Annotated in this window: 16 protein-coding genes; 12 read left to right on the top strand and 4 right to left on the bottom strand. The window is 56.4% G+C overall.

Going from position 1 to position 23185, the window contains the following annotated elements:
* Window positions 1-21 precede the first annotated feature (21 nt).
* The gene (locus K0I63_RS12775; RefSeq protein ID WP_220081288.1) at window positions 22-1992 is read left to right on the top strand and encodes an NERD domain-containing protein kinase family protein; all 1971 of its coding nucleotides are present in this window, start codon (window positions 22-24) and stop codon (window positions 1990-1992) included.
* Between the two features lie 3 nt (window positions 1993-1995).
* Here the strand turns inward: K0I63_RS12775 and gcvA are convergent, their stop codons facing one another.
* Window positions 1996-2919: a transcriptional regulator GcvA gene (gene gcvA / locus K0I63_RS12770; RefSeq protein WP_220081287.1), complete on the bottom strand. Its 924-nt coding sequence runs from the start codon at window positions 2917-2919 to the stop codon at window positions 1996-1998.
* Between the two features lie 110 nt (window positions 2920-3029).
* Here gcvA and K0I63_RS12765 point away from each other — a divergent pair, with 110 nt between their 5' ends.
* From K0I63_RS12765 to K0I63_RS12720, 10 genes are all read left to right on the top strand, one after another.
* On the top strand, window positions 3030-3794 hold the full coding sequence (locus K0I63_RS12765) for a TSUP family transporter (RefSeq protein WP_011866261.1): 765 nt from the start codon (window positions 3030-3032) through the stop codon (window positions 3792-3794).
* 167 nt (window positions 3795-3961) lie between these two features.
* Window positions 3962-6271: a hypothetical protein gene (locus tag K0I63_RS12760; RefSeq protein ID WP_220081286.1), complete on the top strand. Its 2310-nt coding sequence runs from the start codon at window positions 3962-3964 to the stop codon at window positions 6269-6271.
* 9 nt (window positions 6272-6280) lie between these two features.
* A complete protein-coding gene (locus K0I63_RS12755; RefSeq protein ID WP_220081285.1) occupies window positions 6281-8089 on the top strand; it encodes a toxin-antitoxin system YwqK family antitoxin in 1809 nt (602 codons plus the stop codon).
* Between the two features lie 147 nt (window positions 8090-8236).
* Window positions 8237-10555, top strand: coding sequence for a toxin-antitoxin system YwqK family antitoxin (locus K0I63_RS12750; protein WP_220081284.1), 2319 nt, complete (start codon window positions 8237-8239; stop codon window positions 10553-10555).
* Window positions 10556-11683 (top strand): toxin-antitoxin system YwqK family antitoxin, encoded by a 1128-nt coding sequence (locus K0I63_RS12745; protein WP_220081283.1) that lies wholly within the window; start codon window positions 10556-10558, stop codon window positions 11681-11683.
* Between the two features lie 124 nt (window positions 11684-11807).
* Window positions 11808-12137, top strand: coding sequence for a hypothetical protein (locus K0I63_RS12740; protein WP_220081282.1), 330 nt, complete (start codon window positions 11808-11810; stop codon window positions 12135-12137).
* A 243-nt stretch (window positions 12138-12380) separates the two neighbouring features.
* Complete coding sequence (gene yghU / locus K0I63_RS12735; protein ID WP_220081281.1) at window positions 12381-13241, top strand: glutathione-dependent disulfide-bond oxidoreductase; 861 nt, start codon at window positions 12381-12383, stop codon at window positions 13239-13241.
* A gap of 234 nt (window positions 13242-13475) precedes the next feature.
* Window positions 13476-14618, top strand: a complete 1143-nt coding sequence (locus K0I63_RS12730; RefSeq protein WP_220081280.1) for an exonuclease SbcCD subunit D — start codon at window positions 13476-13478, stop codon at window positions 14616-14618.
* Window positions 14615-17671, top strand: a complete 3057-nt coding sequence (locus tag K0I63_RS12725; protein WP_220081279.1) for an AAA family ATPase — start codon at window positions 14615-14617, stop codon at window positions 17669-17671. The genes K0I63_RS12730 and K0I63_RS12725 overlap by 4 nt, the downstream gene beginning before the upstream one ends.
* Window positions 17672-17916: 245 nt before the next feature.
* The gene (locus K0I63_RS12720) at window positions 17917-19173 is read left to right on the top strand and encodes a peptidoglycan DD-metalloendopeptidase family protein (protein ID WP_258407012.1); all 1257 of its coding nucleotides are present in this window, start codon (window positions 17917-17919) and stop codon (window positions 19171-19173) included.
* A 74-nt stretch (window positions 19174-19247) separates the two neighbouring features.
* Here the strand turns inward: K0I63_RS12720 and K0I63_RS12715 are convergent, their stop codons facing one another.
* The 3 genes from K0I63_RS12715 to K0I63_RS12705 form a co-directional block, all read right to left on the bottom strand.
* Window positions 19248-19754: a M48 metallopeptidase family protein gene (locus tag K0I63_RS12715; protein ID WP_220081277.1), complete on the bottom strand. Its 507-nt coding sequence runs from the start codon at window positions 19752-19754 to the stop codon at window positions 19248-19250.
* A 75-nt stretch (window positions 19755-19829) separates the two neighbouring features.
* Window positions 19830-20270, bottom strand: a complete 441-nt coding sequence (locus K0I63_RS12710) for a DUF3010 family protein (protein ID WP_011866250.1) — start codon at window positions 20268-20270, stop codon at window positions 19830-19832.
* A gap of 315 nt (window positions 20271-20585) precedes the next feature.
* Window positions 20586-21929, bottom strand: a complete 1344-nt coding sequence (locus K0I63_RS12705) for a DEAD/DEAH box helicase (protein WP_220081276.1) — start codon at window positions 21927-21929, stop codon at window positions 20586-20588.
* Window positions 21930-22181: 252 nt separating this feature from the next.
* Here K0I63_RS12705 and rssA point away from each other — a divergent pair, with 252 nt between their 5' ends.
* A complete protein-coding gene (gene rssA / locus K0I63_RS12700) occupies window positions 22182-23129 on the top strand; it encodes a patatin-like phospholipase RssA (protein ID WP_220081275.1) in 948 nt (315 codons plus the stop codon).
* Window positions 23130-23185: the final 56 nt, after the last annotated feature.

Here is a 23185-nt window from a genome sequence, read left to right as displayed (position 1 = left end):
GCCAAGGATTAAGGAGAGCAGATGGCGAAGCAGATCAGTTTTGGAACCCCGGTCAACGACGCCGAGCGCTGGGCATTTGCTATGCTGGCCGACGAGTTGCCCGACAACTACATACTGCTGACCAATGTGGAGATCCCCACCAAGTCGGGACAGGCGATGGAGGTCGATGCGCTGGTGATTGGCGAGTGGGGCGTTTATGTGGTCGACGTGAAGGGCTATATCGGTCGTCTGGACGCCGGCCTGCATGCCTGGTCGCTCGATGGCCGTCAGGTGGATAACAGCCTGGCCAAGGCCAACTATGTGGCCCGTGTATTGGCGGGCAATGTCAAACACAAGATCCCCGTGGGGGTCTATGCGCCCTGGTGTCAGGGGATGGTGTTTGTCACCGGCCGCAAAGGGGAGGAGATTGAGCTTGAGAAACAGCAGGGCTCTTTGAGTATCTATACTCCGAGCCAGATCGTTGCCGCGCTCACCAAAGAGTGGGGTCTGACGGCGCCGCGTAAGCATCAGGTGACCGACAAGCAGAAACAGATGGTGCTGGAGACCATAGGCCAGGTGGCCTTGGTGGAGCAGCGCAACAACAAGATCCAGGATTTCGTCAAACTCAAGTGTCTCTTCATCCAGAGCGGCCTCGAGGTGTGGCAGGCTGAGTACAGCCCCGGCGGTTGGACGGCGCCCTGGTTGCTCAAGGTGTTAGTGCCGACTCAGTTTGAGAACAGCGATGAGTCGCTGCAATATGAGCTGCGTCTGCGCGATGAGTTTAAACGGCTGCAGACCCTGGCGGGCTGTAGCGGCGTGCCGCAATGCGCGCCTCTTATTCAAGATGGCGAGCAGTTGGTGTTGCCGATCAGGATGCCACGGGGCGTGCCACTGGATGTGCTCGAGCATGAGCAACTGACCACCTATCAGCTGCTGGAGATCCTGCGCCGCGCCGTCTCCGGCTTGCAGCAGATCCATCGCCGTGGTGTCACGGTTGGCGGCTGGCAGAGCAACTGTCTGTTCGTCTCAGATCTCGGCGATGTCGAGTTTATCGATATCAAGGACAACCTCAATGCCAGCCAAGATATCACCGCCTTCGCCACCAGTTTTCTTTCCCTGGCGGAGCAGACACGTCAGCCGAGGATCTATCAATGGTTTCGCCAGGCCGCCAGTGGCAGTACCACAGACCTAGACATGATCCGCTGTGATATCGCGGCATTAATCGACAACGGCGTCTGCGACACCCTGCCGGAGCGCATCGAGATCGCCAGCGGCGCCATTATCGATCATCACTATCAGCTGGAGCAGTTCATCGCCGCCACCGAGCATAGCCAGTTCTGGCGCGCGCGTCATCTTCAGGGTAACTATCCCTGCGGCGTCTCCTTCTATGCCAAGGTGGAGACTGACTGGCTGATGCTCAGCAGCCTCTATCGCAGCCTGTCGAAACTCTATCATCCCCACGTGGAGCAGGTACTTAACTTTGGGCAGCTGCCCCAGAGCGATGAGCTGTTTATCAGCCGCGCCTGGGAGCGCGGCGTGTCGCTGGATGAGCTGAGCGACATTCAACTTGGGCAACCGGCGACCTGGTTTACTCAGTTGTTGTCGGCGCTGCAGTATCTGCATCAGATGGATATCTATCACGGCGCCATCTGCCCGAAAAACATCATCTGTAGCGACGATAAGGCCGTACTGGTGAACTTCGGCATAGGACTGGATATCGCCACCAGTCATTATGCTCGCCGTTACGCCGACCCTCAGCTATGGGCCGCCGAAGGGGAGGCCGAGAAGGACCTCTACGGTCTGGTGGCAAGTTTTATCGCCACCCTGACGCCGGTCAAGCTCCAGGGAGATGGCGGGCAGGCCGGGATCATCAAGGCGCTGCATGCCTTCGACCGAGAGTGGTTTGGCGAGAAGACCTTCGATACCTGCCTCAAGGTGCTCAACTTCGAGTTCGATGTGGGCCAGGGCGTTAACTATCTCGACGCCTTCGATGTGAGCGATCTGCTCGAGTAAGTTCTAGTTGAGATCGTGGCTTTGGTGGCGGTATGGGGCAAAGATCTCCAGCAGCCAGTCGATAAAGGCCTGGACCTTGAGTGGTCGCTCACTTTGCTTTGACGGCGGTAGATTCGGCGTCAACACATAGTAGGCGTAGGGGCTGGTAAATTGGGTCGCTAAGGGGATCACCAGGCTGCCCTCTGCCAGCTCCTTTTCGATGAAGAAGCGGGGGATCAGGGCAAGCCCCATGCCACTGACCGCCGCCTGGCTCAGCATATAGAAGTGCTCCATCCCAAGCATCTTGTCTGTAGTCAGCTTGAGCCCTACCTTCTCGGCCCACAGTGGCCAGAGCTCGGGGCGGGTGGTGTGTTTTAGTAACGTCTGACGGTTGATATCTTGAAGGCTGTCTATCTGCTTGGCCAGCTGCGGCGCGCAGACCAGGCAGAGATCTTCATCCATCAACTTGAGTACATGGCAATGGGTCGGGCGCACCGTGGCGCTGCGAATGGCCACATCATACTTATCCCGCTTGAAATCCACCTGAAAGTCGCCGATGGAGAGATCCACATAGAGGTGGGGATGGCGGGCCTTAAACTCCTCGAGTCTCGGGATCAACCAGTTGATGGTGAGGCTGGGCAAGACGTTGATCGACAGCGCCTGCGCGATACCCGGTTGTGACCTTAGCTCCTCTGTGGCCTGGCTGATACTTTGCAGTGCGCTGCTGATATGGCGCAGATAACGCTCGCCCTCAGGCGTGAGGCTGAGCTGTTTATGCTGGCGGCTGAACAGGCTGACATCTAAGTAAGACTCTAATAATTTTATCTGCTTACTGATGGCACCATGGGTGACAAAGAGTTCATTCCCAGCGCGGGTAAAGCTTAGATGTCTTGCCGCAGACTCGAAGGCGCGCAGGGCATTTAGGGGCGGGAGTGTCAGTTGGTTCATATTTTATCTGTGAGATTATTTCACGCTAAGGCGAGGATAACTCCTTTGCTAAATGTATGCAAAGCGCGTTTAATAGCGGCCAATTGTGAATAAACCTTTATAGAGTCCCTATGTCCCTCGAACTGAGTTATGAACTGATGGCACTGCTGTTTGCAGTGGCCGCCCTGGCCGGTTTTATCGACGCCATCGCCGGAGGCGGCGGCCTGATCACCATTCCTGCGCTCATGTGGGCGGGCCTGCCACCCACGGCGGCGCTGGCGACCAACAAGCTACAGGCCTGTGGCGGCAGTTTTTTTGCCAGTTTCTACTTCGTGCGTAAGGGGATGGTGGATCTCAGTAAGATGAAATTGGCCATCTGCTGCGCCTTTCTTGGCGCCGCGCTTGGGACGGTCGCGGTGCAGCTAATCGATGCCAGTGTGCTTAAGCTGCTGTTGCCTTTCTTGATCCTGGCGATCGGCTGCTATTTCCTGTTTTCCAAGTCCATCAGCGAAGAGGATAAGCATCAGGTGATGTCGCCAACCCTCTTTGGCCTGACGGCCGCCTTAGGCGTGGGCTTCTACGATGGTTTCTTCGGTCCGGGGACCGGCAGCTTCTTCGCACTGGCCTTCGTGTCGCTCGCCGGATATGGGCTGGCGAAGGCGACCGCCCATGCCAAGGTGCTCAATTTCTCTACCAACATTGCCTCACTGATCTTTTTCGCCTTGGGCGGCAAGGTGTTCTGGTTGCTGGGCGGCGTGATGCTGCTGGGTCAGGCGATTGGCGCTACCTTAGGTTCGCGCATGGTGGTGACCAAGGGCAGTAAGATCATCCGCCCGCTGGTGGTGACCATGTCGATCGCCATGAGCGGCAAGTTGCTGCTGGAGCATTACCTGTAGTACTTTCTCTGACATAAAAGAGCCGTAGTCTCTGTAAGTCAGTGACTTAGGGGATCTGACAGCGGAAATCGAATGCTGTGTATTTCACCTGAGTTTTGTGTAGAATGGCTGAAGGTTTAGTTTAATCTCATTACATTTCAGTAACATGCAAAGCCAGGGAAGTTAGGATGGCCTTTAGCCAAAACAGGATTGTTTGTACGGCATTGATGCTCTGTTTGAGTCTGTTCGCGTCTCAGAGTAATTATTGTGAGGCGAATAGCCGGGAAACGGATGCCCGCCCCCATGAATATCAAGTCACCATGAGTACCCTCTATGTTCATGGTGACAGCAAGCAAGTCGGCGTCCGGGCCCGGGCGCTCCTCAAGTATCAAGCAGATTCGACAACAAGTAGCGGCAGTGGCGTCAGCCTCTCTGTTATCCCGACTATGCTGCAGTATCAAGACCCTGCCTATCGACTCAATATCAATAGTTTCGATGATGCTGGCCGCGGCGCGGCGCTGGCCAAGATAGTGCGTCAGGGAGTGCTGTTAAGCGGTGATGACAAGGCCGCTACAAGTCAAAGCCAAGCGCGTTTCAAGGCTCAGAATTCGTGGGATGCCTATCTGGCGAAGCAGGGCAAAGAGGCTGTCAGGGCGCTGGCGCCGCTGAAATCCCTGTTCACGCTCAATCCGCTCATACCCTTAGCTCAGTGGCAAGCTAAGGCGCCTAGTGTGGGTGACACCCTTAAGTTCGGTAACCTGTTTCAAATCGCAGCGAGTGAGTCAGCACCCTGGCAGATAACCGCCATCGAGGGGCAATGGGTGACGGCGACGCTCGAGCAGAGCAGTGTGCAACAAGGAATAGAAAACCGACGCTATGGCCAGCTGAGGTTCAACAGGCATAGCGGCTGGCTAGATAGGATCTTGCTGGTGGAGCAGCAAGAGAAAGGCGATAGGAGGCAGACGCGCCGTTGGCTGCTGGCGCCTAAATCGACTCTCTATGTGAGCGACATGCTGTGGCAGGATGAGGGTGACTCGATCGATGACCTTGAGCACGACTTGTATGAGATCCCAACCTTGCCCATGACGCCAGACGACCCTGATGCTAGCCTCCCTATGATGGAGCCGGACCAAGGGATCATGTCAGCCGGTTGGGGCGGTGATGATATCGAGCTGCGCTATATTCATGGCCTAGTCGCGGGGGATTTTGCCACCTCGGTCGAGTACCAAAATATCCAGCTTATCGACTGGCGGGACAGGGAGATAGAGCTGCCATTGTGGCGTCATAGTGTCCGGGGCGCCAGCGCCCTAGAGGGTGTGGTTAGTTCAGGGGTTAATCTGCTGCCGCTCGGCTGGGGCGAGAGCCGGACCAAGTTGGAGGAACTCTATCAGATCCGCGCCGAGGTGAGTTTTACTCCGGTACGCACATACACTGAGCAAGTCTCCTGGCAGGCACTGCTGAAGCAGTCTTACCGCTTCGGCGAGGCGACGCTAACACTCAGCGCACTGAACAAACCCGGTCGTTATCGCCTAGTCGTGACTAATCGTGGAGTTAACAGCCTGTCGCCTGATTTCAACGGCCTAAACGGCAAGTTGGGCTTCGAAGCGCCAGTAGGTCAGGGGCCTAAGTGGCTGACGAGCACAGAGCAGCAACTGCTAGATGAGCTCTTTTTTCGCGAGCAGGCCTCCCGTGAAAAGGCTTCCGGCGAGCAGGCCTCCCGTGAGCAGACTAGTCATGTCTACATCTTGCAGTTAGCCCAGGTGCCCACATCACTCTCAATCCTCCACGGTGAGCAGCTAATAGATAGGGTGAGGACAAAAGCTATCACCTTTGTGACTCAGTCAGACTATGAGGCGAACCTCGCCAATCCACCGCTAACGCCAGCCTCAAGGGGCAGCCTTGACGGCGATGCATCTGCTAAGGCGAAAGATAGATGGCAGTTTACCGAGCTATCGGTCGTCTCTCGCACAGGGAACGATCTCTATATCCCAATGCCGACTGCCCTTGCCGAGGTGTGTCGGCCGCAGATAGATAAAGGGTTTAACGAGGCCGGTAAGTCGGTGCAGTGGCGCCTTATCGATAACGGTCGGGGGCAGAGCGCCTATGTGTTGGCTAGCCAAGATGGCAGTCGGCGCTATTTCTACGACAAAAGCATCCAGGGCAGCATTGTCTGTCAGGGGCGCCCCCAGTGGCAGAGTATTGGGCAGGGCGATAAGCGTCGCCCCTGGCTGGTGGACCTCACTCCCTGGCTATCTAATCTGGATAAGCACAAGGCTGAGGTGAGTCGTTTGTATCGTTCGCTGCTGATAACAGACGCCGAGGGACGGCCACTGTCGCCGCGTCTGCCTAAAGACGGCGAGGGGCAGGGGCTGGAGAAGGCCTTGGTTGAGGGACGATTTCTTAGCGTTGATGGCGCGGCGAGCAGCGCCGCCTATCTCGCCATCGGCGATGAGTCTATTAGCTTTCCCTATCAGTTTAAGCTCAAGCCTCTGCCCTAGGAGATGAGAATGCAGCGTATCTTACTGTTTCTGCTCGTCTTGTGTGTAAGTTCTGGCGCCGCCGAGGCGAGCATCTGGCTCGATAAGGACTGGCAACCGACCGAGCTTAAGAGCGAGGCCAAGTTTTACCTTAAGGGCCCACTCGAGACTCTGCCCGGCTCATCCTTGGGGCGGTTTCGCTTTGAGCCCTATTATCTCAGCACAAACATCAAGCAATTTAGTGGCGCCCTAAGCAGTGATCGACTGGGAGATAACGGCACTCATCCCGTCGGGCCTTATCGCTTCTTCGCCAGCGATGGCGCCTTGGTCGAGCAGGGCGAGTTTAATGACCTGGGTCAGCGCCAAGGCTTGGTGAGGATTTATGATGAGGATGGAAAGCTTAGCTGCGACTGCCAGTTCGATAGGGGCGAGAGAGAGGGACCGCAGAAAGAGTATTACCCAACAGGCGAGCTTAAGCGCGAGTCTATCTATCACCAGGGCAAGCCTGTGCAGCAGGAGATGGTCTACTCACCGACCGGTGCGCCGGTGCGAGTCCTCTGTCATACCGGGCAGTGCAGTGACCGCTTCTACAACCCACAGGGTCAGCTGACCATGGAAAGCCAGAAGCGAGATGGGCTTAAGCATGGCACCGAAACCTTCTGGCAGGATGGCAAGGTGGAGGTGACCCAGGCCTATCGTGATGGCAAGGAGGAGGGGGATTACTTTGCCTATTTTCAAAGTGGTCAGCTCAAGCAGCATCACAGATGGAAAAACGGCATCAAGACGGGCGAGCAGCTGAATTATTTCGAAGATGGTCGCCTGGCTAAACGCGAGCTCCTCGATGAGCGTGGCCGCACCGAGAGCGTGGTCGAGTATCGTGACAATGGTGAGCGCTACCTCGAGGTGGAATATCGCTACCTCGCCTATGGCGATCGCCAAGAGGTGAGGCGCTTCTATCAAAAAGAGGTTTTGGTCACGCAGATAGAAAAGCACAAGCTGAGGCAGTGGCGTCTGGTTAGCCAATACCTTGAGGGCGAGATGATAGGCCGCGAGGAGACTATAGCGGGTAAGCTCACCGGATTAAAAATTGAGGCAAAGCTTGGCGGGAGCAACAGGCTTAGCGATAACAATAAGCTTGGCGCAAACAATAGTCACGCAGCTAACAATAGCGAAGCTGCCAGCAATAAACAGGGCCGGAACAATCAAGTCGCCTGGATAGAGAAGAGCCACTATCACGACGGCGTGAAGCAGGGAAAGGCAGAGAAACGAAGCGGCGATGGCAAGCTCATCTATCAGGGAGAATATGCCGCCGACAAGCAGGTGGGCGACTGGGTGATGCAAAGCCGCGAGATGCGCACCCAGTGCCACTATAACCGCCATGGCCGGCTCGATGGCGAGTATTTATCCCTTGGAGAGGCGGGTCAGGTGTTGGAGCGAATTCACTATCGCGATGGCGAGCTCATCGGCAAATTTGAGCGCTACTATAGCGACGGCCAGATCTACGCGCGTGGCCAATATCTTAACGGTCAGCGTGACGGCGATTGGATAGTGCCGCCGAGCGAGGGGGATTATTCGCCGCGCCCCGTGACTCGGCGCGAAAATTGGCAAGGCCGATATCGGGCAGGCAAGCAGGTGGGGAAATGGCAGCGTTTCAGCGCCCAGGGCTATAGGCTGGCTATCGCGAAGTTTGATGAGCAGGGGCGCCTGCATGGCACTCAGTATGCGTTTTATGATGATGGCGCCCTGAGTAGGCGTAGCGAGTATCGCCACGGCGAGCCGATCGCGGCTGAACAAAGCTGGCCCTATCGCACTCAGCATGAGCTGATCTTTCGGCGATAGCAGCAGGGCCTGGCTGCACCCAACATTATTCAGTAAATATTAATTTTTAGACGTCTTTTAGAAACATATTGTTAGGAACATATCGTTCGGAACAGATAGTTAGGAACATGTTTTTAGGAACAAATGGTTAGGTACAAGGAAGCTTATATGCACTCTAATCGCGCTTATTCTGTGTTGTTGGCTGGGATCGGCCTGGGCGTGTCTAGCTTTATCGCCAGCCCCGTGGCGGCGAGTCAGAATATTTCCAGCCTGATGGTGGAGATCCGCCAGCAGGAAGGGATCGCCACCTACTACAACCTGGCCACCGGCATGGCGCTGAGTGGTCAGGTGACCCTGGTGCGGGATAATCAAGGCTATACCCTGGGGGAGTTTGCCCAGGGCGTGCCCAATGGTCGCTGGCAGGTCTATCTGCCCAACAATCAGAAGTTGGTGGACGGCGAGTATGTCAGCGGCCTGCAGTCGGGGCGCTGGCAGCTGTTTAGCCCAAATGGCGAGCTGAGTGAGGAGCAGTTCTATCTCAACGGCGTGCCAAGCGGCGAGTGGGCCGAATATGATGACTTGGGTAACCTTTATCAGAAGACGGTCTATGAGGCTGGGGCGAAGACCCAGGTGCTGCGCTATTTCGCCAGCGGTAAGCTTAAGGCCAAAGAGACTTATGTCGATAATCTGCGCCACGGAGTGTGGGAGATCTACCATGCAAACGGCGTGCTGGCTCAGCGACAGCAGTATGCCAACAACCAGTTGTCCGGCCCTTATCTTGCGCAAAACAGCGAGGGGCAGGTGATTGAGACAGGCACGCTAGATGCCAACGGCGAGCGTCAGGGGCGCTGGCAGACGTTCTATGATGATGGCACGCCCGAGCGTGACGAGCATTACGTCGCCGGTCGCCTCCACGGCGAGAGTCTAAGCTACTATCCCAATGGCCAGTTATCGCTGCAGGGTCAGTATAGTGAGGATCTGCGCCAGGGCACTCTGGTGCATTACAGCGACACAGGGGTCAAGCTCGAGGAGGAAAACTACCTCGATGGCGAACATGACGGCATTCAGCGCTATTTTAACCGCGCCGGCATCCTGGTGAGTGAGCTGAACTATAAGGCGGGCCTGCAGGCGGGTGAGCAGAAGACCTATTTTGACGATGGTAAACCCAAGAAGGTGATTCGCTACCAGGATCAAATTTTGGCCGACAACGGGCAGTATCCCTTGCATGGCCTGCAGCAGCGCTTCGACCCGGCGGGTAACCTGCTGGCCACTGAGCATTACGATCTGGGGCTGAAAGATGGCAAGTTCGAGACCTATCGTCAGGGCAAGTTGCAGCGTCAGGAGCAGTGGCGTCAGGGCGCGCGCCATGGGAATTTCATCGCCTATTACGATAACGGCCAGTTGCGCAGCCTGGATCAGTATCAGGACAATCGCCAGACAGGCAGGGCCGAGCGCTATTTCGACGACGGCACCCTCAAGGAGCGTGGCACCCGCATCGACGGGCAATGGGTCGGCAAATATGAATCCTTCTATGAGACGGGTAAACCCAGAGAGCTTATGCATTACAGCGATGAGAAAATCGCCGGCCGCAGCCGCTATCCGCTTCATGGCGCGTTTTCCCGCTGGTATGCCAACGGCGATCTCAACGAGGCTGGCGAGTACAAGAATGGCGAGAAACAGGGTACCTGGCGTCAGTATCGTCAGGGCATAGTGAGCCGCGAGATGACCTTTGAGGCGGGCAAGCTAAACGGGCCTTACAGCGAGTTGGATAACGGACGTCGCCGGGTGACAGGTCATTACCTTGAGGATCGCAAGGAGGGCGAGTGGACCGAGTATCGCTACCAGGAGAAGGATCCTAGCTTCGGCCCTATTCCCGAGGGCAACATCTATCGCGTCAGCCATTATCATCAGGACAAACTCGAGGGCGAGCGGGCCTATTACAGCTTCAAGCAGGTGCGTTATCGCAGCGAGCAATATCAGGCGGGTGAACTCAGCGGCCACTACAGCGAGTACTACGCCAATAACGGCCAACTCAAGCGTGAGGGCGAGATGCTTAAGGGGGAGCAGGTCGGACTCTGGCAAAGCTGGTTTGAGGACGGTGTGCTGTCGGAAAGCGGCGAGTATCTTGCGGGTAAACTTAACGGCGAGTACGCCAAATATTACCCCAATGGCCAGTTAAAGGTGCGCGCCCACTACCAGAAAGACAAGCTGAGCGGCGAGCAGCTGAGCTATTTCCAAACGGGTAAGCCACAGGCCAAGGAGCTGTGGCTGGACGGTCAGCGTGAAGGTGAGGCCAGCTATTTTCACGCTAATGGTAAGCAGGCCGAGCAGGGGGCCTTCCTGCGCTCTCGCAAGGAAGGCTTGTGGCGCGCCTACTGGCCAAGTGGTGAGCTGCGCAGCGAAGGCAGCTATATCGCTGATCGTCAGGCCGGCGACTGGGCCTTCTATGATCAATTCGGCAAGCTGATCAAGACGGAACATCACTAGATGAGAAGATACGTGCCACTTAGCCAAAGGACGCTGGAACAGGTCAAACTGAGCAAAGCTGGAACAAGATGGAGCCGGGATAAGATGAAGCCTGGCGTCAAGCTTATCTCTCCGGCGTTCTTGGCCTTCTTGCTGTTACCCGGCTGCCATCAGGCGCCTCAGTTGCCCATAGATGAGCAGTCGCTTGCGCCTATCGAGTGCAGCAAGCAGCAGGTTTACGGGATCTGGGTCGAGACCGACTGCCTAACAGGCTATCGCGGCAAGCCCTTTAGCGGCATAGCGACCCGAGGCGAGCCGGCGACTTACTTTGGCGCCACCCAGTACTACGAGGGGAAACGCCATGGATTTAGCTTCTCAGCCGAGGGCAGCCGGATCCTGTCCCAGGGTTGGTATCGCCAAGGGATAAGAGAGGGTGAGCACTTGGACTATCATGTGCAAAGCCAGCGACCGAAACGTCAGGCCATCTACAAGAATGGTGAGGAACAGGCGGTTGCCCTGTTCGATGAGGCTGGCATCATAGAAAGTTATCGCCGCCTGGAGGGCGATAAGACAGTCGAGTCCATCACCTATGAGCAGGGACGTCCCTGGACGCACCTATTCTTTCAGGACGGCGAACAGCGTGAGCGCCTGCGTCACTATTTCCCAGACGGCAGCTTGGCCAGCGACGCCCTGTTTCGTAAACAGGATCTTAAGCGGCTCAGCGAGATAACCTATTATGCCAGCGGCAAGGTAAAGACGCGCTATGCCTATGATAGGCAGAGCAATCTGGCTGCGCAGCAGACCTATTGGCCAAACGGTCGCCTTCAATCGCAGCAGCAATATGGCTTCGATCCGCTTATCGAGCGCCACGGTGAGCAGCGCAGTTTCTGTCAGTCTAGCGGCGCGCTGGAGGAGCTCGCTCACTATGAGATGGGTGTCGAGCAGGGGCGATTCGAGTCCTATCACTGCAATGGTCAGCTGATGAATGCCAAGGAGTATCGACAGGGGATCATGGTCGATACAGAGGTGAAGACCTTCGATGAATCGGGCAAACTGATTAAGCGTGAGCGCTTCGACGGCCAGGGGAAATTGCTCGAGGCGTTTTACTTTAACGCTGCGGGTCAGCAGACCTATTACGAGCGGCCATGAACCAAGACTATGACTCAGGGGGTTTGATCCGGGGGCTATGATCCAGGTCCTGTTTTGTTAGCTTAGGGAAAGGTAATATAGCCGTCTTATTTTTCGTCAGATTCGATGTGAGATTTCAACGCCCGTGACGCGCAAGCCAGATAGCACCACCGCCATGTTACAGCTGATCGATCAGGTCAAGCAGGCGATGCCGCTCAATGAGCCCGAGACCTTCGTCTGTGGCCCTCAGGGTTCCTGTATCGGTTGCCCCAAGAAGTTACTCGAGCTGGTCGACAGCGAGATGCGCTATTGGGAAAGCGCCATCGAGCAGGGAGGCACGCCATTACTCGGTGAGGTGAGCCGCTTCGCCAAGTTGTGCCGCAATGTGCATCGCGGACTTGCCCGCAGCGGGATCTTAGAAAGATACCAGGCCAAACAGGCCGACGAGTCGGATGCTGATGCGGATTCGGATTGAGTCATTCTGAAACGCCTTTTATTGAGCGAACGCCTGTCAGTTGTGGCCTTGCGGTGAATGGCGATTTTCTTTCATGCCAATTCAGTTGGCCCTATAGCCAAAGGTTCTATCCAATTGACCCCACAAGGGTTTAAATTGTCAGCATACGCCCCGAGATCACTCCAGGACAGAGTATGTCCCCAGCGGGCATGGCGCGACGACACTATTGATCGCGACACCAACTAATAAGATAAAGGAAGCAGTATGTCTGAAACCTATATTCCCCCGAAAGTGTGGACCATGGACAGCGAAAATGGCGGTACCTGGGCCAGCATCAATCGCCCCACGGCGGGCGCCCGTCATGAGGCCAAACTGCCCCAGGGCGAGCATGGCTTGCAGCTCTATTCCCTGGCGACGCCTAATGGCCAGAAGGTCACCATAATGCTCGAGGAGCTTCTCGCCATAGGCGCGGATGCCGAGTATGACGCGCATCTTATTCAGATAGGTGAGGGCGAGCAGTTCTCCAGCGGCTTCGTGGCGGTCAACCCCAACTCTAAGATCCCTGCCTTGCTGGATAAGACGGGTGATACTGAAGTTAACGTGTTCGAGTCCGGCGCAATCTTGCTTCACCTGGCTGAGAAGTTTGGCTATTTCCTGCCAGCGACTGGTCCTGAGCGCACTCAGGTGCTCAACTGGCTCTTCTGGCTGCAGGGCGCGGCGCCTTACCTCGGCGGTGGCTTCGGCCATTTCTACGCCTATGCGCCGGAAAAGTTTGAGTATCCCATCAACCGCTTCTCCATGGAGGTGAAGCGTCAGCTGGATCTGCTGGACAAGCAGCTTGCAGAGCACACTTATATCGCCGGGGACAACTACTCCATCGCCGACATGGCGATCTGGCCCTGGTATGGCAATCTGGTGCTGGGTCATGCCTATGACGCGGCTGAGTTCCTCGATGTCGACAGCTATGTGCATCTCAAGCGCTGGGCCGAGCAGATCGCCGCGCGGGATGCGGTGAAGCGCGGTCGCATCGTCAATCGCACCTGGGGCGAACCTTGGGAGCAGCTGGCCGAGCGTCATAGCGCTGCTGATGTCGACGCCGTGCTGGCATTGACGCCGGATAAATAGCTCGCGCGTACAAGCTTGGTAAACAGAGAAGGCCCACCCGTTATGGTGGGTCTTTTTTATTTAGAAGAAACGCTGGCCAAGAGTTTATTGCAGGGCAGGTTTGGGCCTAATACTGAGCAGCTGCTAAGCCGCTTTCACAAAGCCTTGGGCAGCGCATTGCCTAATGGGGTGACATTTCTTACTATAGCCTGCAGAGCTTCTCTTCCTATCCTCCTCATTTTTAAACGAGAAAAGATGAAATTTATCCATACCTCAGACTGGCATATTGGCCGTCAGCTGCACAATCAGAGCCTGCTGGACGATCAGCGTCATGTGCTGGATCAGATAGTCTCCCTGGCTAAAACCCATGAGGTCGATGCCCTGATTGTCGCCGGTGATATCTACGATCGCTCCGTGCCGCCGGCCAACGCTGTGGCTTTGCTCGATGAGGTGCTCAACGAATTTATCGCCCTTGGGATCGACGTCATCATGATCGCCGGTAACCATGACGGCCATGAAAGGCTGGGGTTTGCCGCGCGCCAGATGCAGGCCAGCGGCCTGCACATCATAGGCCCCTTGGCGCCCAAGGTGAGCCCCATAAGATTAAGCTCAGGCAGCGGTGATGCCATCTTCTATCCGCTGCCCTATGCCGAGCCCGCTACCGTCAGACAGCAATTGGAATGCGAGGCCAGCAGCCATGAGGAGGCGATGGTCGAGCTGCTCAAGCAGGTGCAGGATCATGACAGTCAGGGATTACCTAAGGTGGTGATAGGCCACTGTTTCCTCGATGGCGGCAGCGAATCGGACTCGGAGCGACCACTGAGTATCGGCGGTGCAGACAAGATCTCGCCTAAGCATTTCGCGCCCTTCGACTATACGGCCCTGGGTCATCTCCATGGCCCGCAATGCAAGGGGACGGAGCAGGTGCGCTACTCTGGCTCCATCCTCAAATACTCCTTTAGCGAGCAACATCAGAACAAGTCGGTAACCCTGGTGGAGCTCACGGCAGACAGCCAGGCTGTCATGACACTGCTGCCGCTCACGCCTCTGCGTGATGTGCGCATCATAGAGGGCGCGCTCGATGACTTATTGCAGCAAGGAGCGAAAGATCCCGGCCGTGAGGATTATCTGATGGTGCGACTGCTGGATAAACACGCCATCTTAGATGCCATGGGTAAGCTCAGAAGCGTCTATCCCAATGTGCTGCATCTTGAGCGCACCGGCCTGATGGCCAATAATGAGCAGCTGGCCATCGCCTCGGATCACATCAAGAAGGGTGAGCTCGAGATGTTCAAAGATTTCTTCACTCAGGTCTCCGGCGATCCACTTAACGAGGCGCAGCTTGAGCTGATCACCCAGACCCTGGATGAGCTGCACAAAGGGGAGGCGGCGCAATGAGACCACTGCGACTGACCATGACCGCCTTCGGCCCCTTCGCCGACGAGCAGACCATAGATTTTGCCGCCCTGGGCAGTAACCCGCTGTTTCTAATCAACGGCCCCACGGGGGCGGGTAAGACGACGATTCTCGATGCCATCTGTTTCGCCCTCTATGGCAAGACCACAGGAGATGAGCGCGAAGGCACCCAGATGCGCTGCGACATGGCCGATGAGCAGAGGCTGACTCAGGTCGGCTTCGAGTTTGAGCTCGGCAGCACGCGTTATCTTATTCGCCGCGTGCCCGAGCAGCCAAGGGCTAAGAAGAGTGGTGATGGGGTGACGCTGCAAAAGAGCGAGGCCCAGCTGTCTCGCTTCGACACAGATGGCAGCGAGACCCTGCTGGTGGCGGCCAAGGTGTCTGACGCCACAGCGCAGATAGAGCAGTTGACTGGCCTGGATGTGGATCAGTTCCGTCAGGTGATGGTGCTGCCCCAGGGCAAGTTTCGCGAGCTCTTGATGGCCGACTCTAAGGCCAGGGAGAAGATCTTCAGCCAGCTGTTTCAGACCCACATCTATCGTCGCATCGAGGAGCGCCTCAAGCAGCAGGCGGCCGGGATCCGCCGTGACGTAGAGGCGATGCGCAATCGCCGTGGTGGCATTCTGGAGGGCGCCGAGTTAGCAAGCGATCAGGCGCTTATCGAGGAACAGACGAATATAGCCCCCGAGCTGGAACTTGCCCAAGCGCAAAAGCAGCAAGCCGAGCAGGCACTGCTGACGGCCAATCAGAATCTGGACAAGGGCCAGAAGCTGCAGAGTGATTTCAATCGCCTGCAGGCGCTGCAAAGCGAGGGCGAGGGGCTTAAGGCCCGCCAGGTTGAGGCGACATTGTGGCAACAGAGACTGCAGGCGGCCGGTCGAGCCAATAGCCTGAGCCCCCTGTACCGGGCGATGCAGTCGCGCTTCGGCGAGCAGCGCTCGGCAAGCCAGCATTTAGATGAGTGTCAGCAGATTCAAGCTAGCGCCGAGCATGCATTGAATCAGAGCCAGCAGGCCTTCGAGCAGCTGGGCGCGCTCGAGCAAGAGCAACTGAGCCAGCAGCAGCGCCTGACCCAACTTGAGGCACTAGCGCCTCAGCTAGAGCAGCTTAATCAACTGAATCAGCGACTCGCCGATGGCCAGGCTAAGATGCAGGCGGCCGAGGCGAGTGGTAAGCAGAGCGCCAAGCAGCTAGACGAGCTTAATCAGGCTCGCCAGGAGATGGTGAGTCGCCGCGAGACTCTTAAACGTGACGCCGAGCCGCAGCTCGCGTTGCAACAATCTCTGAGCGACGGCCGTGCCCAGCTCAAGGTGTTTGAGCGCTGGCAGCAGCAGGGGCTGGAGATCGCAGCGCTCGAGCAGAAGTTAACGGCGGCTAAGACAGCAGGCAGTGAGCTTGCCGAAAAGCACAAGCAGGCGATCGATGCCCATAAGCGTCTGGAGCTTAGCTGGCATCGCGGTCAGGCGGCGCGCCTGGCGGCAGAGTTATCGCCGGGTGAGCCTTGCCCGGTCTGTGGCAGCCTAGAACACCCAGAGCCTGCCATGGGCGAATTTGACCTGCCGAGCGACGAGGCGCTGGCCCAGGCCAAGCAGCGAGAGAGCGACGCGCTTAATCTGCTGCATCAGGCCAGAAGCGAGTATAAGCTGCTCCAGCAATCCCTTTCGAGCCTGCAGCTAAGTGCATCTCAGCTACAAGAGGAGCTTGGCGAGGCGGCGGGTTTGTCGTTTGATGAGCATCAGGTGCGACTCGCAGCGCTTAGCGACGGGTTCGATCGGGCCAAGGCTGCGCAGCAATCACTTGCCCAGTTAGAGACTCAGCTTGAGCGCAGCGAGCACCAGGGACGAGAGCTACAAACCGCGCTGGATGAAGCGCGTGCCCACTACGGCAAACTGGCCGAGCAGCTGGCCAGCGACAAGGGGCAGTATCAGCAGATAAGCGCGGCCATACCACAGGGCCATAGCGACCTGGCGGCGCTCAGCACGGCCATTGCCGATCTTACCAAGACTATCGATGAGCTTAAGTCGCGCCAGCAATCGGTGAGGGCGGCCCATGCCAAGGCTGAGCAGGATAATGCGGCGGCCAAGGCTTCGCTGGAGGCGGCGAGCCGTCGTCTTGGTGAGGTGAATGCCCTAGCCGAGCAGGAGAGCCTGAGTTTCCAACAGGCGCTAGCGACTTCGGAATTTGAAAGTGTTGCCGCCTTCGAGAAGGCCTGCCTGACCGAGGCCGATCTGGCCGAGCTGTCCAATCAGATTAAGGCGTTCGAGCAGGCGCTTATCACTCATCAGGCCAACCTGTCTCAGCTCCAAGAGACCTTAGCCGGTTGTGAGGCGCCGGATATGAGTGCGCTCGAGCGGCAAAAAATGGACGCCGAGCAGGTGATGCAGCAGGCCTTGGCTCAGTGGCAGAAGGTGAGCGCCAGGGCGGCTCAGCTAAGTCAAACCCAGGAGCAGCTCAAGGCGCTGGATCTTAAGGCCGGCGCTCTCGAGCAGCAATACGCCGTGGTCGGCACCCTGGCCGATGTTGCCAATGGCAACACGGGTAACAAGATAAGCCTGCAACGCTTCGTGCTGAGCGTATTGCTGGACGATGTCTTGCTGGAAGCCAGCCACAGGTTGCAGCTGATGAGTAAGGGGCGCTATCGCTTGCTGCGCAAGGAGGAGAGGGCCAAGGGTAACAAGGCCTCTGGTTTGGAGCTGGAAGTGGAAGATGCTTACACCGCCAAGGTGCGCTCAGTGGCGACCCTGAGTGGCGGCGAGAGCTTTATGGCGGCTCTGTCTATGGCCCTTGGGTTATCGGATGTGGTGCAGGCCTATGCCGGCGGCATTAAGCTCGACACCCTGTTTATCGACGAGGGTTTCGGTAGCCTGGATCAGGACTCCCTCGAGCTGGCCATCAGAACCTTGATGGATCTTCAGTCTGCGGGTCGCATGGTGGGGGTGATCTCCCACGTGACCGAGATGAAAGAGCAGATCGCTAGCCGCATCGATATCCTTAAGAGTGCCGAGGGCAGCGAGATTAAATTAGTTTTACCTTAAGCTAGATTAAAAGGGTGCTGATATCAGTGGGATTTTCAGCACCTTTTTAGTTTTTTTGTCTGTTTGGTCGCCAAAAACCTCTGTTTATTCCATTAAATTGTGTTGTCGATCGGTTTGTAAATGCCGTTATTTTTGATATAACTTGGCATCGACCCCATGTTTTATGGGGTTTTGGGGTCTAATGATAAGCATAATAATGAAAAATGAGGCACAGGTTGCGCGCAGGTAAAATTTCTTTTTTGAGCATGTCTCAATCCCGTATCATGGCGTTACCCTCGCCCCACAAGAAGATCTTATTGGCGGCCGGGCTGGTCGTGGGCGCGGCACTGCTTTGGCCAAGCCAGAAACAGGCCCTGCCACAACGCATTCCGGTGGCGCTGGATATTGAGTCTCTGGTGACTAACCTGCACCTGGGCGACGAAGCGGTCGAAACCGTGTCTCATGCCGATTTTGTTGAGACCATAGTATCCGGCGATACCCTCAGTGGCCTGTTTGTCGAGGCCAATGTGGATCAGCAGACCATGTACAAGGTGTTGGAGGCGGATCTGAACATTCTGGCCCTCGATACCCTCAAACCCGGCAACATCATACGTTTCTGGCTCGATGACTCGGGTCAGCTCGAGAAACTCGAACTCTACTTCAATGCGGCGCGCCAGGTGGTGTTTAGCCGGTACGAGGAGGGGGGATTCAGTGTCGATGAGATCAATATCGAGGGGATCTGGCAGGACAGGGCCTTAAGCGGTGAGATCCAGGGCTCCTTCTATCTGTCGGCTCAGCGTATCGGCCTGAATGCCGGTGAGATCCAGCGCATCGAGTCCCTGCTGAAAGAGAAGCTGAATTTTGCCCGGGATCTGCGCGCGGGCGACCGATTCTCTGTGCTTAAGAGCGATCAATACATCGATGGTGAGGTGACGGGTAACAGCGACATTCTCGCCATCACCATAGAACGTGGCCGCAGCACGATCAACGCCTACCAGAATAGCGACGGCAACTTCTATGACGATCAGGGCCGCAGCCTGGCAAGGGCCTTCCAGCGTGTGCCGCTACAGAAGAACTACCGTGTCAGCTCGCGCTTTAATCGCCATCGTCACCATCCGGTTACGGGTCGCACCGCGCCCCATAACGGCACAGATTTCGCCACGCCGATCGGCACTAAGGTGGTAGCCCCTGGCGATGGCATCGTCTCTTTGGTGACCGACCATAGATATGCGGGTAAATATGTGGTGATCGACCACGGCAACAAGTATCGTACCCGTTATCTGCATCTCTCTAAGGCCCTGGTGCACAAGGGACAGAGGGTGTCTCGAGGCCAGGTGATCGCCCTGTCGGGTAAGACGGGCCGCATCACAGGGCCACATCTGCACTATGAGTTCCATATCAATGGCCGCCCCGTGGATCCTATGAAGGCGGATATCCCTATGGCGAGTAAGCTGTCGAAAAAGCAGATGGGCGAGTTTGCTCAGCTGGTCAAGGTGCGCCAGATGATGATGGGCCAGAGCTAAAAAGCTAATTAATACCGATTGATTTAACTGCTTATTGAATAGAAAAACGCCACATGATGTGGCGTTTTTTATGCTTAGCCTTTCTCTTGGGCCTCGAGATCCAGCATGGTGAGCCACAGCCGCAGGTCAAATTCAAGCTGATGGTAGTCGCCCTGCATATGGCAACAGAGCTGATAGAAGGCCTTGTTGTGATCCTTCTCTTTAAGATGTGCCAGCTCGTGTACCACCACCATGCGCAGCAGGGGCTCGGGCACCTCCTTGAGGCGCGCGGCGATGCGGATCTCATTCTTCGACTTGGTCTTGCCGCCGTGATTCTTGGCGACATAGCTGTGCAGGCCCAGCGCCTGCTTCTTGAGGGTGATCTTATCGTCAAAGATCACCTTACTCAGGGGCGAAGACTTCTTAAGATAACGGGTTTTCAGCGCCATGGTGTAGTCATACAGGGCCTTGTCGCTGCGGATCGTGTGACTATCAGGGTAGCGGCGTTCGAGGACGCTCCTCAATCGATTGGTCTCGATCAGTTCGTTGACCTGGCTGATAAGCTCGGGCCGATAGCCTTGCAGATAGGGCAGTGATGACATAAGCAAAAGCCTAGTGGATGACGGCTGAGGTGAAGCGATTAGATAATGCCGGGCGGGATGCGCCCGGCAACAGGCTTAATCTTTCTTGGCGAAGATGCACTTGTTTTGGTAGCAGTAGGCGACCTCGAAGGCGCTCTTTTGGAAACGCTTGAGATCCAGGCCTTCGAAATCCACCATAGGTGGATTGCGTTTGAGCTGCTCCTTGATGTTGACCGGTGAGATCAGCTGTACCGGCAGGCCGCAAAGCTGAATCGCCGCTTCCATCTTGAAGCTGGTGGCGCTGCCTGCCAGTTTACCTTTCTGCTCGCGCTCTATGATGGCGACCTGATCGACCTTGTAGTCTTGCATCAGCTTACTGAAGGCGAAGTGGAACTCTTTGATCGACTCAGTGCTGGCCGAATTAGAGATGGTCAGTGAGCGAGAACGGCAATCTGGGATGTTAAAGGTCTCACCCTCATAGCTCAACAAACAGATGATGGCTTCGCCACCTTTTAACTCAACGCCACAAACTCTCATGATAACCCTAATATAAAAAAATCAATGGCGGCTATTGTAACCTTAATTGGTCCGATTGAGCACTAGTTGTTAGGTGAAAATCGCCGCTATCGTCTGCCGCTTGATTTAAATAGGGTGGCATGTGCCATAGATAACCGCCCGACACGATTAGCGTCGGGCGATATTGAATAAATATAGAATAGATGCAGAACGGGTACAGAACAGTAGAGAGCAGATAGACAAGAGATAAAGCGGGCAATAAAAAGCGGCCCTCAGTAAATACTAAGTGACCGCTAAGTGACCGCTAATCATAGGTTTTTGGCTCGGGGCCAGGCGTTAATCTTCAGGGGTATCCTGCAGTTTCGCCTTGGGCTTTCTAAGCATAGGCGCATCGCCCACATCGACGCCTGTGATGAAGCGCTTATCCCGCGGCTTCGTCGGCTTGGCTCTGCTGGCGGCTTTAGCCTTCTTAGCCTTAGGTTTCGCCTGCTGCTTACCCAGGCGCTTCTCCTGGCTCGGCTTATCTTTTAGCCCCTTAAACTTAGGCGCCAACTCCTCCAGCTCGCTGAACTCAAAGCTTTTACGCAGGAAGTTTTGTACTTGCTTGAAGTTGACCCAGTCTTTCGGGCCTACCAGGGAGATAGCATCGCCCTTGGCGCCGGCGCGGCCGGTACGACCGATACGGTGAATGTACTCTTCGGCAAACTTTGGCATGTCGAAGTTGATCACCAAGGATACGTTAAGCAGATCCAAGCCGCGGGAGGCCACGTCTGTGGTGACCAATATCTGCTGCTGACCGCGGCTGAACTGGTCCATGATCTGGTTACGCGCCGCCTGTTTCAACTCGCCGCTGAGGGAGCTGGTGCTAAAGCCCTGTTCGGCCAGCACACCAGCCAGGCGGTCGGTATCGCCACGGGTGGCGGTGAAGATGATCACCTGCTTGTGGGGCTCAAGCTGTAGCAGACGGGTGAGCAGCTGCTCCTTGTGGCTCAGGTTGTCGCACAGGTAGATCTTCTGGGCGATATCCTGGTTTTCCACATGGGAGGCGCCTATGGCCACATGCTCCGGCTCCTTGAGCAGCTCGGCGGCAATCTCGTTGATCTGACCGTGATCTAAGGTTGCCGAGAACATCAGGGTCTGGCGACGCTTGTGATCTGCGGCCTGGTTGATCGCCCTGAGCTGCTCGGCGAAGCCAAGATCCAGCATGCGGTCGGCCTCATCCAGGATAAGCAGCTCGAGTCCGTTGAGGAACAGGTGACGCTGAGCCAAATGATCCGCCAGACGGCCAGGGGTTGCCACCACGAAGTGGGGGTCTCTCGCCAAGGCCTTGGCCTGATCGTTAAAGTTCTCGCCGCCGAGGATCTTGATCGCCTTGTATTGAGTATTGGCGACCAGTAGGCGCAGCTGACTGTAGACCTGGGTGGCCAGCTCTCGGGTCGGTAGCAGAATCAATACCCTGGGATCGCGCTTGCTTAGCGCCTTGGTGGCTATGACACGCTGCATTGCTGGCAACAGGAAGGCCAGGGTCTTGCCCGAGCCCGTCTTAGACGATGCCATAAGATCTCTTCCCGATAAGCCTACGGGTATCGATTGCGTTTGGATCTCGGTCGGCGTGTCGATGCCCATATGTTCAAGGCTGGTCAGTAGACGTTTATCGAGTGAAAAATCTGAAAATTGCAATGCTGTGCTCCGAAATATAGATAGGGGCGCATTATACATCGCCGTGAGCGATTCAGCCACGACTTGCGCGCTGGCCCGTCGCCAATCAATGCTACGGCGCAGCGCTTAGATTAATTTTTATCGCTATGGGCTGTGCGGCGTCATGGTTTGGCTTATGATGAAAACTAAAGACAATAAGACGCGACTTTCTCAAGCTATTTACTTAAGTGACTAGCTCAAGCGGCTCGCGTCCCAGGGAGAGTAACAGAGAAGATGGTGAATATCGGCATTGCACTGGGTAGTGGTGCGGCAAAGGGATGGGCCCATATAGGTGTGCTAAACGAGCTGGCGAACATGGGAGTCTTCCCCAACAAGGTGGCCGGCTGTTCTATCGGCGCCGTGGTGGGCGCCGCCTATGCACAAGATAACCTTAGCGATCTAGAGGCCTGGGTGACCAGCTTTTCCAGCTGGGATGTGTTGGGCCTGATGGATCTGAGCTGGCGCAAGGGGGGGCTGATTGGCGGTGAGAAGGTGTTCGACGTGATGCAGCAGCATATCGGCAACCTGGATATCGAGCAGATGCAGATGCCCTTTGCCGCGGTGGCGACCGACCTCTATACCGGCCAGGAGATCTGGTTCAAGCAGGGTAGCCTGCGTCATGCGGTGCGAGCCTCCTGCTCCATGCCGGGGATCTTACCACCGGCGCGAGTCGGCGAGCGTTGGCTGGTGGATGGTGCCGTGGTTAACCCTGTGCCCGTATCGGTAAGCCGGGCCATGGGCGTCGACTTGGTGATTGCCGTGGATCTTAACGCCCACAGGAAGACCCGCCATCAGCAGCTGCCTGTGGCCATCTCTTCCGACGTGAAGGCGAGCCAAGCAGAGCAGGTGAAAGCCGAGAAGGAGCTGGAGAGCGGTTTCATGGATCTCCTGGCCCGGGGCCGGGATTATGTCAGCGGCCTGACCGATAAGTTTTCCCTCGGCAATCGCAGCGAGCCAGGCATGTTGGCTGTGATGTCTCAGTCGATGGATATCCTGGAGCAGCGCCACAAGCGGGTGCGCCTGATGGGGGATCCGCCGGATATTCTGATCACCCCTAACGTGATGGAGATTGGCACCATGGAGTTCCACCGCGCGGGCGAGGCGATCGAGGCGGGGCAAGAGGCGGTGAAGCAGGTGGCCCATATCATCCGCGCCCGTATCGATGAGCTTGAGCGTCACTGATAGCCTGAGTAATAGTCTAAGTAATAGTCTTTAGGCGTGAGTGCGTAGTTGTTAGC

Source organism: Shewanella rhizosphaerae (genome assembly GCF_019457655.1).
Taxonomy (GTDB): Bacteria; Pseudomonadota; Gammaproteobacteria; order Enterobacterales; family Shewanellaceae; genus Shewanella; species Shewanella loihica.
The sequence above is the reverse complement of the archived record's forward strand: the minus strand, read 5'-3'. Positions and strand labels throughout refer to the sequence as shown.

Excerpts from the sequence above, each read along its gene's own strand:
- K0I63_RS12775 (WP_220081288.1), top strand. The coding sequence starts at position 22 with ATGGCGAAGCAGATCAGTTTTGGAACCCCGGTCAACGACGCCGAGCGC.
- gcvA (WP_220081287.1), bottom strand. The coding sequence starts at position 2,919 with ATGAACCAACTGACACTCCCGCCCCTAAATGCCCTGCGCGCCTTCGAG.
- K0I63_RS12765 (WP_011866261.1), top strand. The coding sequence starts at position 3,030 with ATGTCCCTCGAACTGAGTTATGAACTGATGGCACTGCTGTTTGCAGTG.
- K0I63_RS12760 (WP_220081286.1), top strand. The coding sequence starts at position 3,962 with ATGGCCTTTAGCCAAAACAGGATTGTTTGTACGGCATTGATGCTCTGT.
- K0I63_RS12755 (WP_220081285.1), top strand. The coding sequence starts at position 6,281 with ATGCAGCGTATCTTACTGTTTCTGCTCGTCTTGTGTGTAAGTTCTGGC.
- K0I63_RS12750 (WP_220081284.1), top strand. The coding sequence starts at position 8,237 with ATGCACTCTAATCGCGCTTATTCTGTGTTGTTGGCTGGGATCGGCCTG.
- K0I63_RS12745 (WP_220081283.1), top strand. The coding sequence starts at position 10,556 with ATGAGAAGATACGTGCCACTTAGCCAAAGGACGCTGGAACAGGTCAAA.
- yghU (WP_220081281.1), top strand. The coding sequence starts at position 12,381 with ATGTCTGAAACCTATATTCCCCCGAAAGTGTGGACCATGGACAGCGAA.
- K0I63_RS12730 (WP_220081280.1), top strand. The coding sequence starts at position 13,476 with ATGAAATTTATCCATACCTCAGACTGGCATATTGGCCGTCAGCTGCAC.
- K0I63_RS12725 (WP_220081279.1), top strand. The coding sequence starts at position 14,615 with ATGAGACCACTGCGACTGACCATGACCGCCTTCGGCCCCTTCGCCGAC.
- K0I63_RS12720 (WP_258407012.1), top strand. The coding sequence starts at position 17,917 with ATGTCTCAATCCCGTATCATGGCGTTACCCTCGCCCCACAAGAAGATC.
- K0I63_RS12715 (WP_220081277.1), bottom strand. The coding sequence starts at position 19,754 with ATGTCATCACTGCCCTATCTGCAAGGCTATCGGCCCGAGCTTATCAGC.
- K0I63_RS12710 (WP_011866250.1), bottom strand. The coding sequence starts at position 20,270 with ATGAGAGTTTGTGGCGTTGAGTTAAAAGGTGGCGAAGCCATCATCTGT.
- rssA (WP_220081275.1), top strand. The coding sequence starts at position 22,182 with ATGGTGAATATCGGCATTGCACTGGGTAGTGGTGCGGCAAAGGGATGG.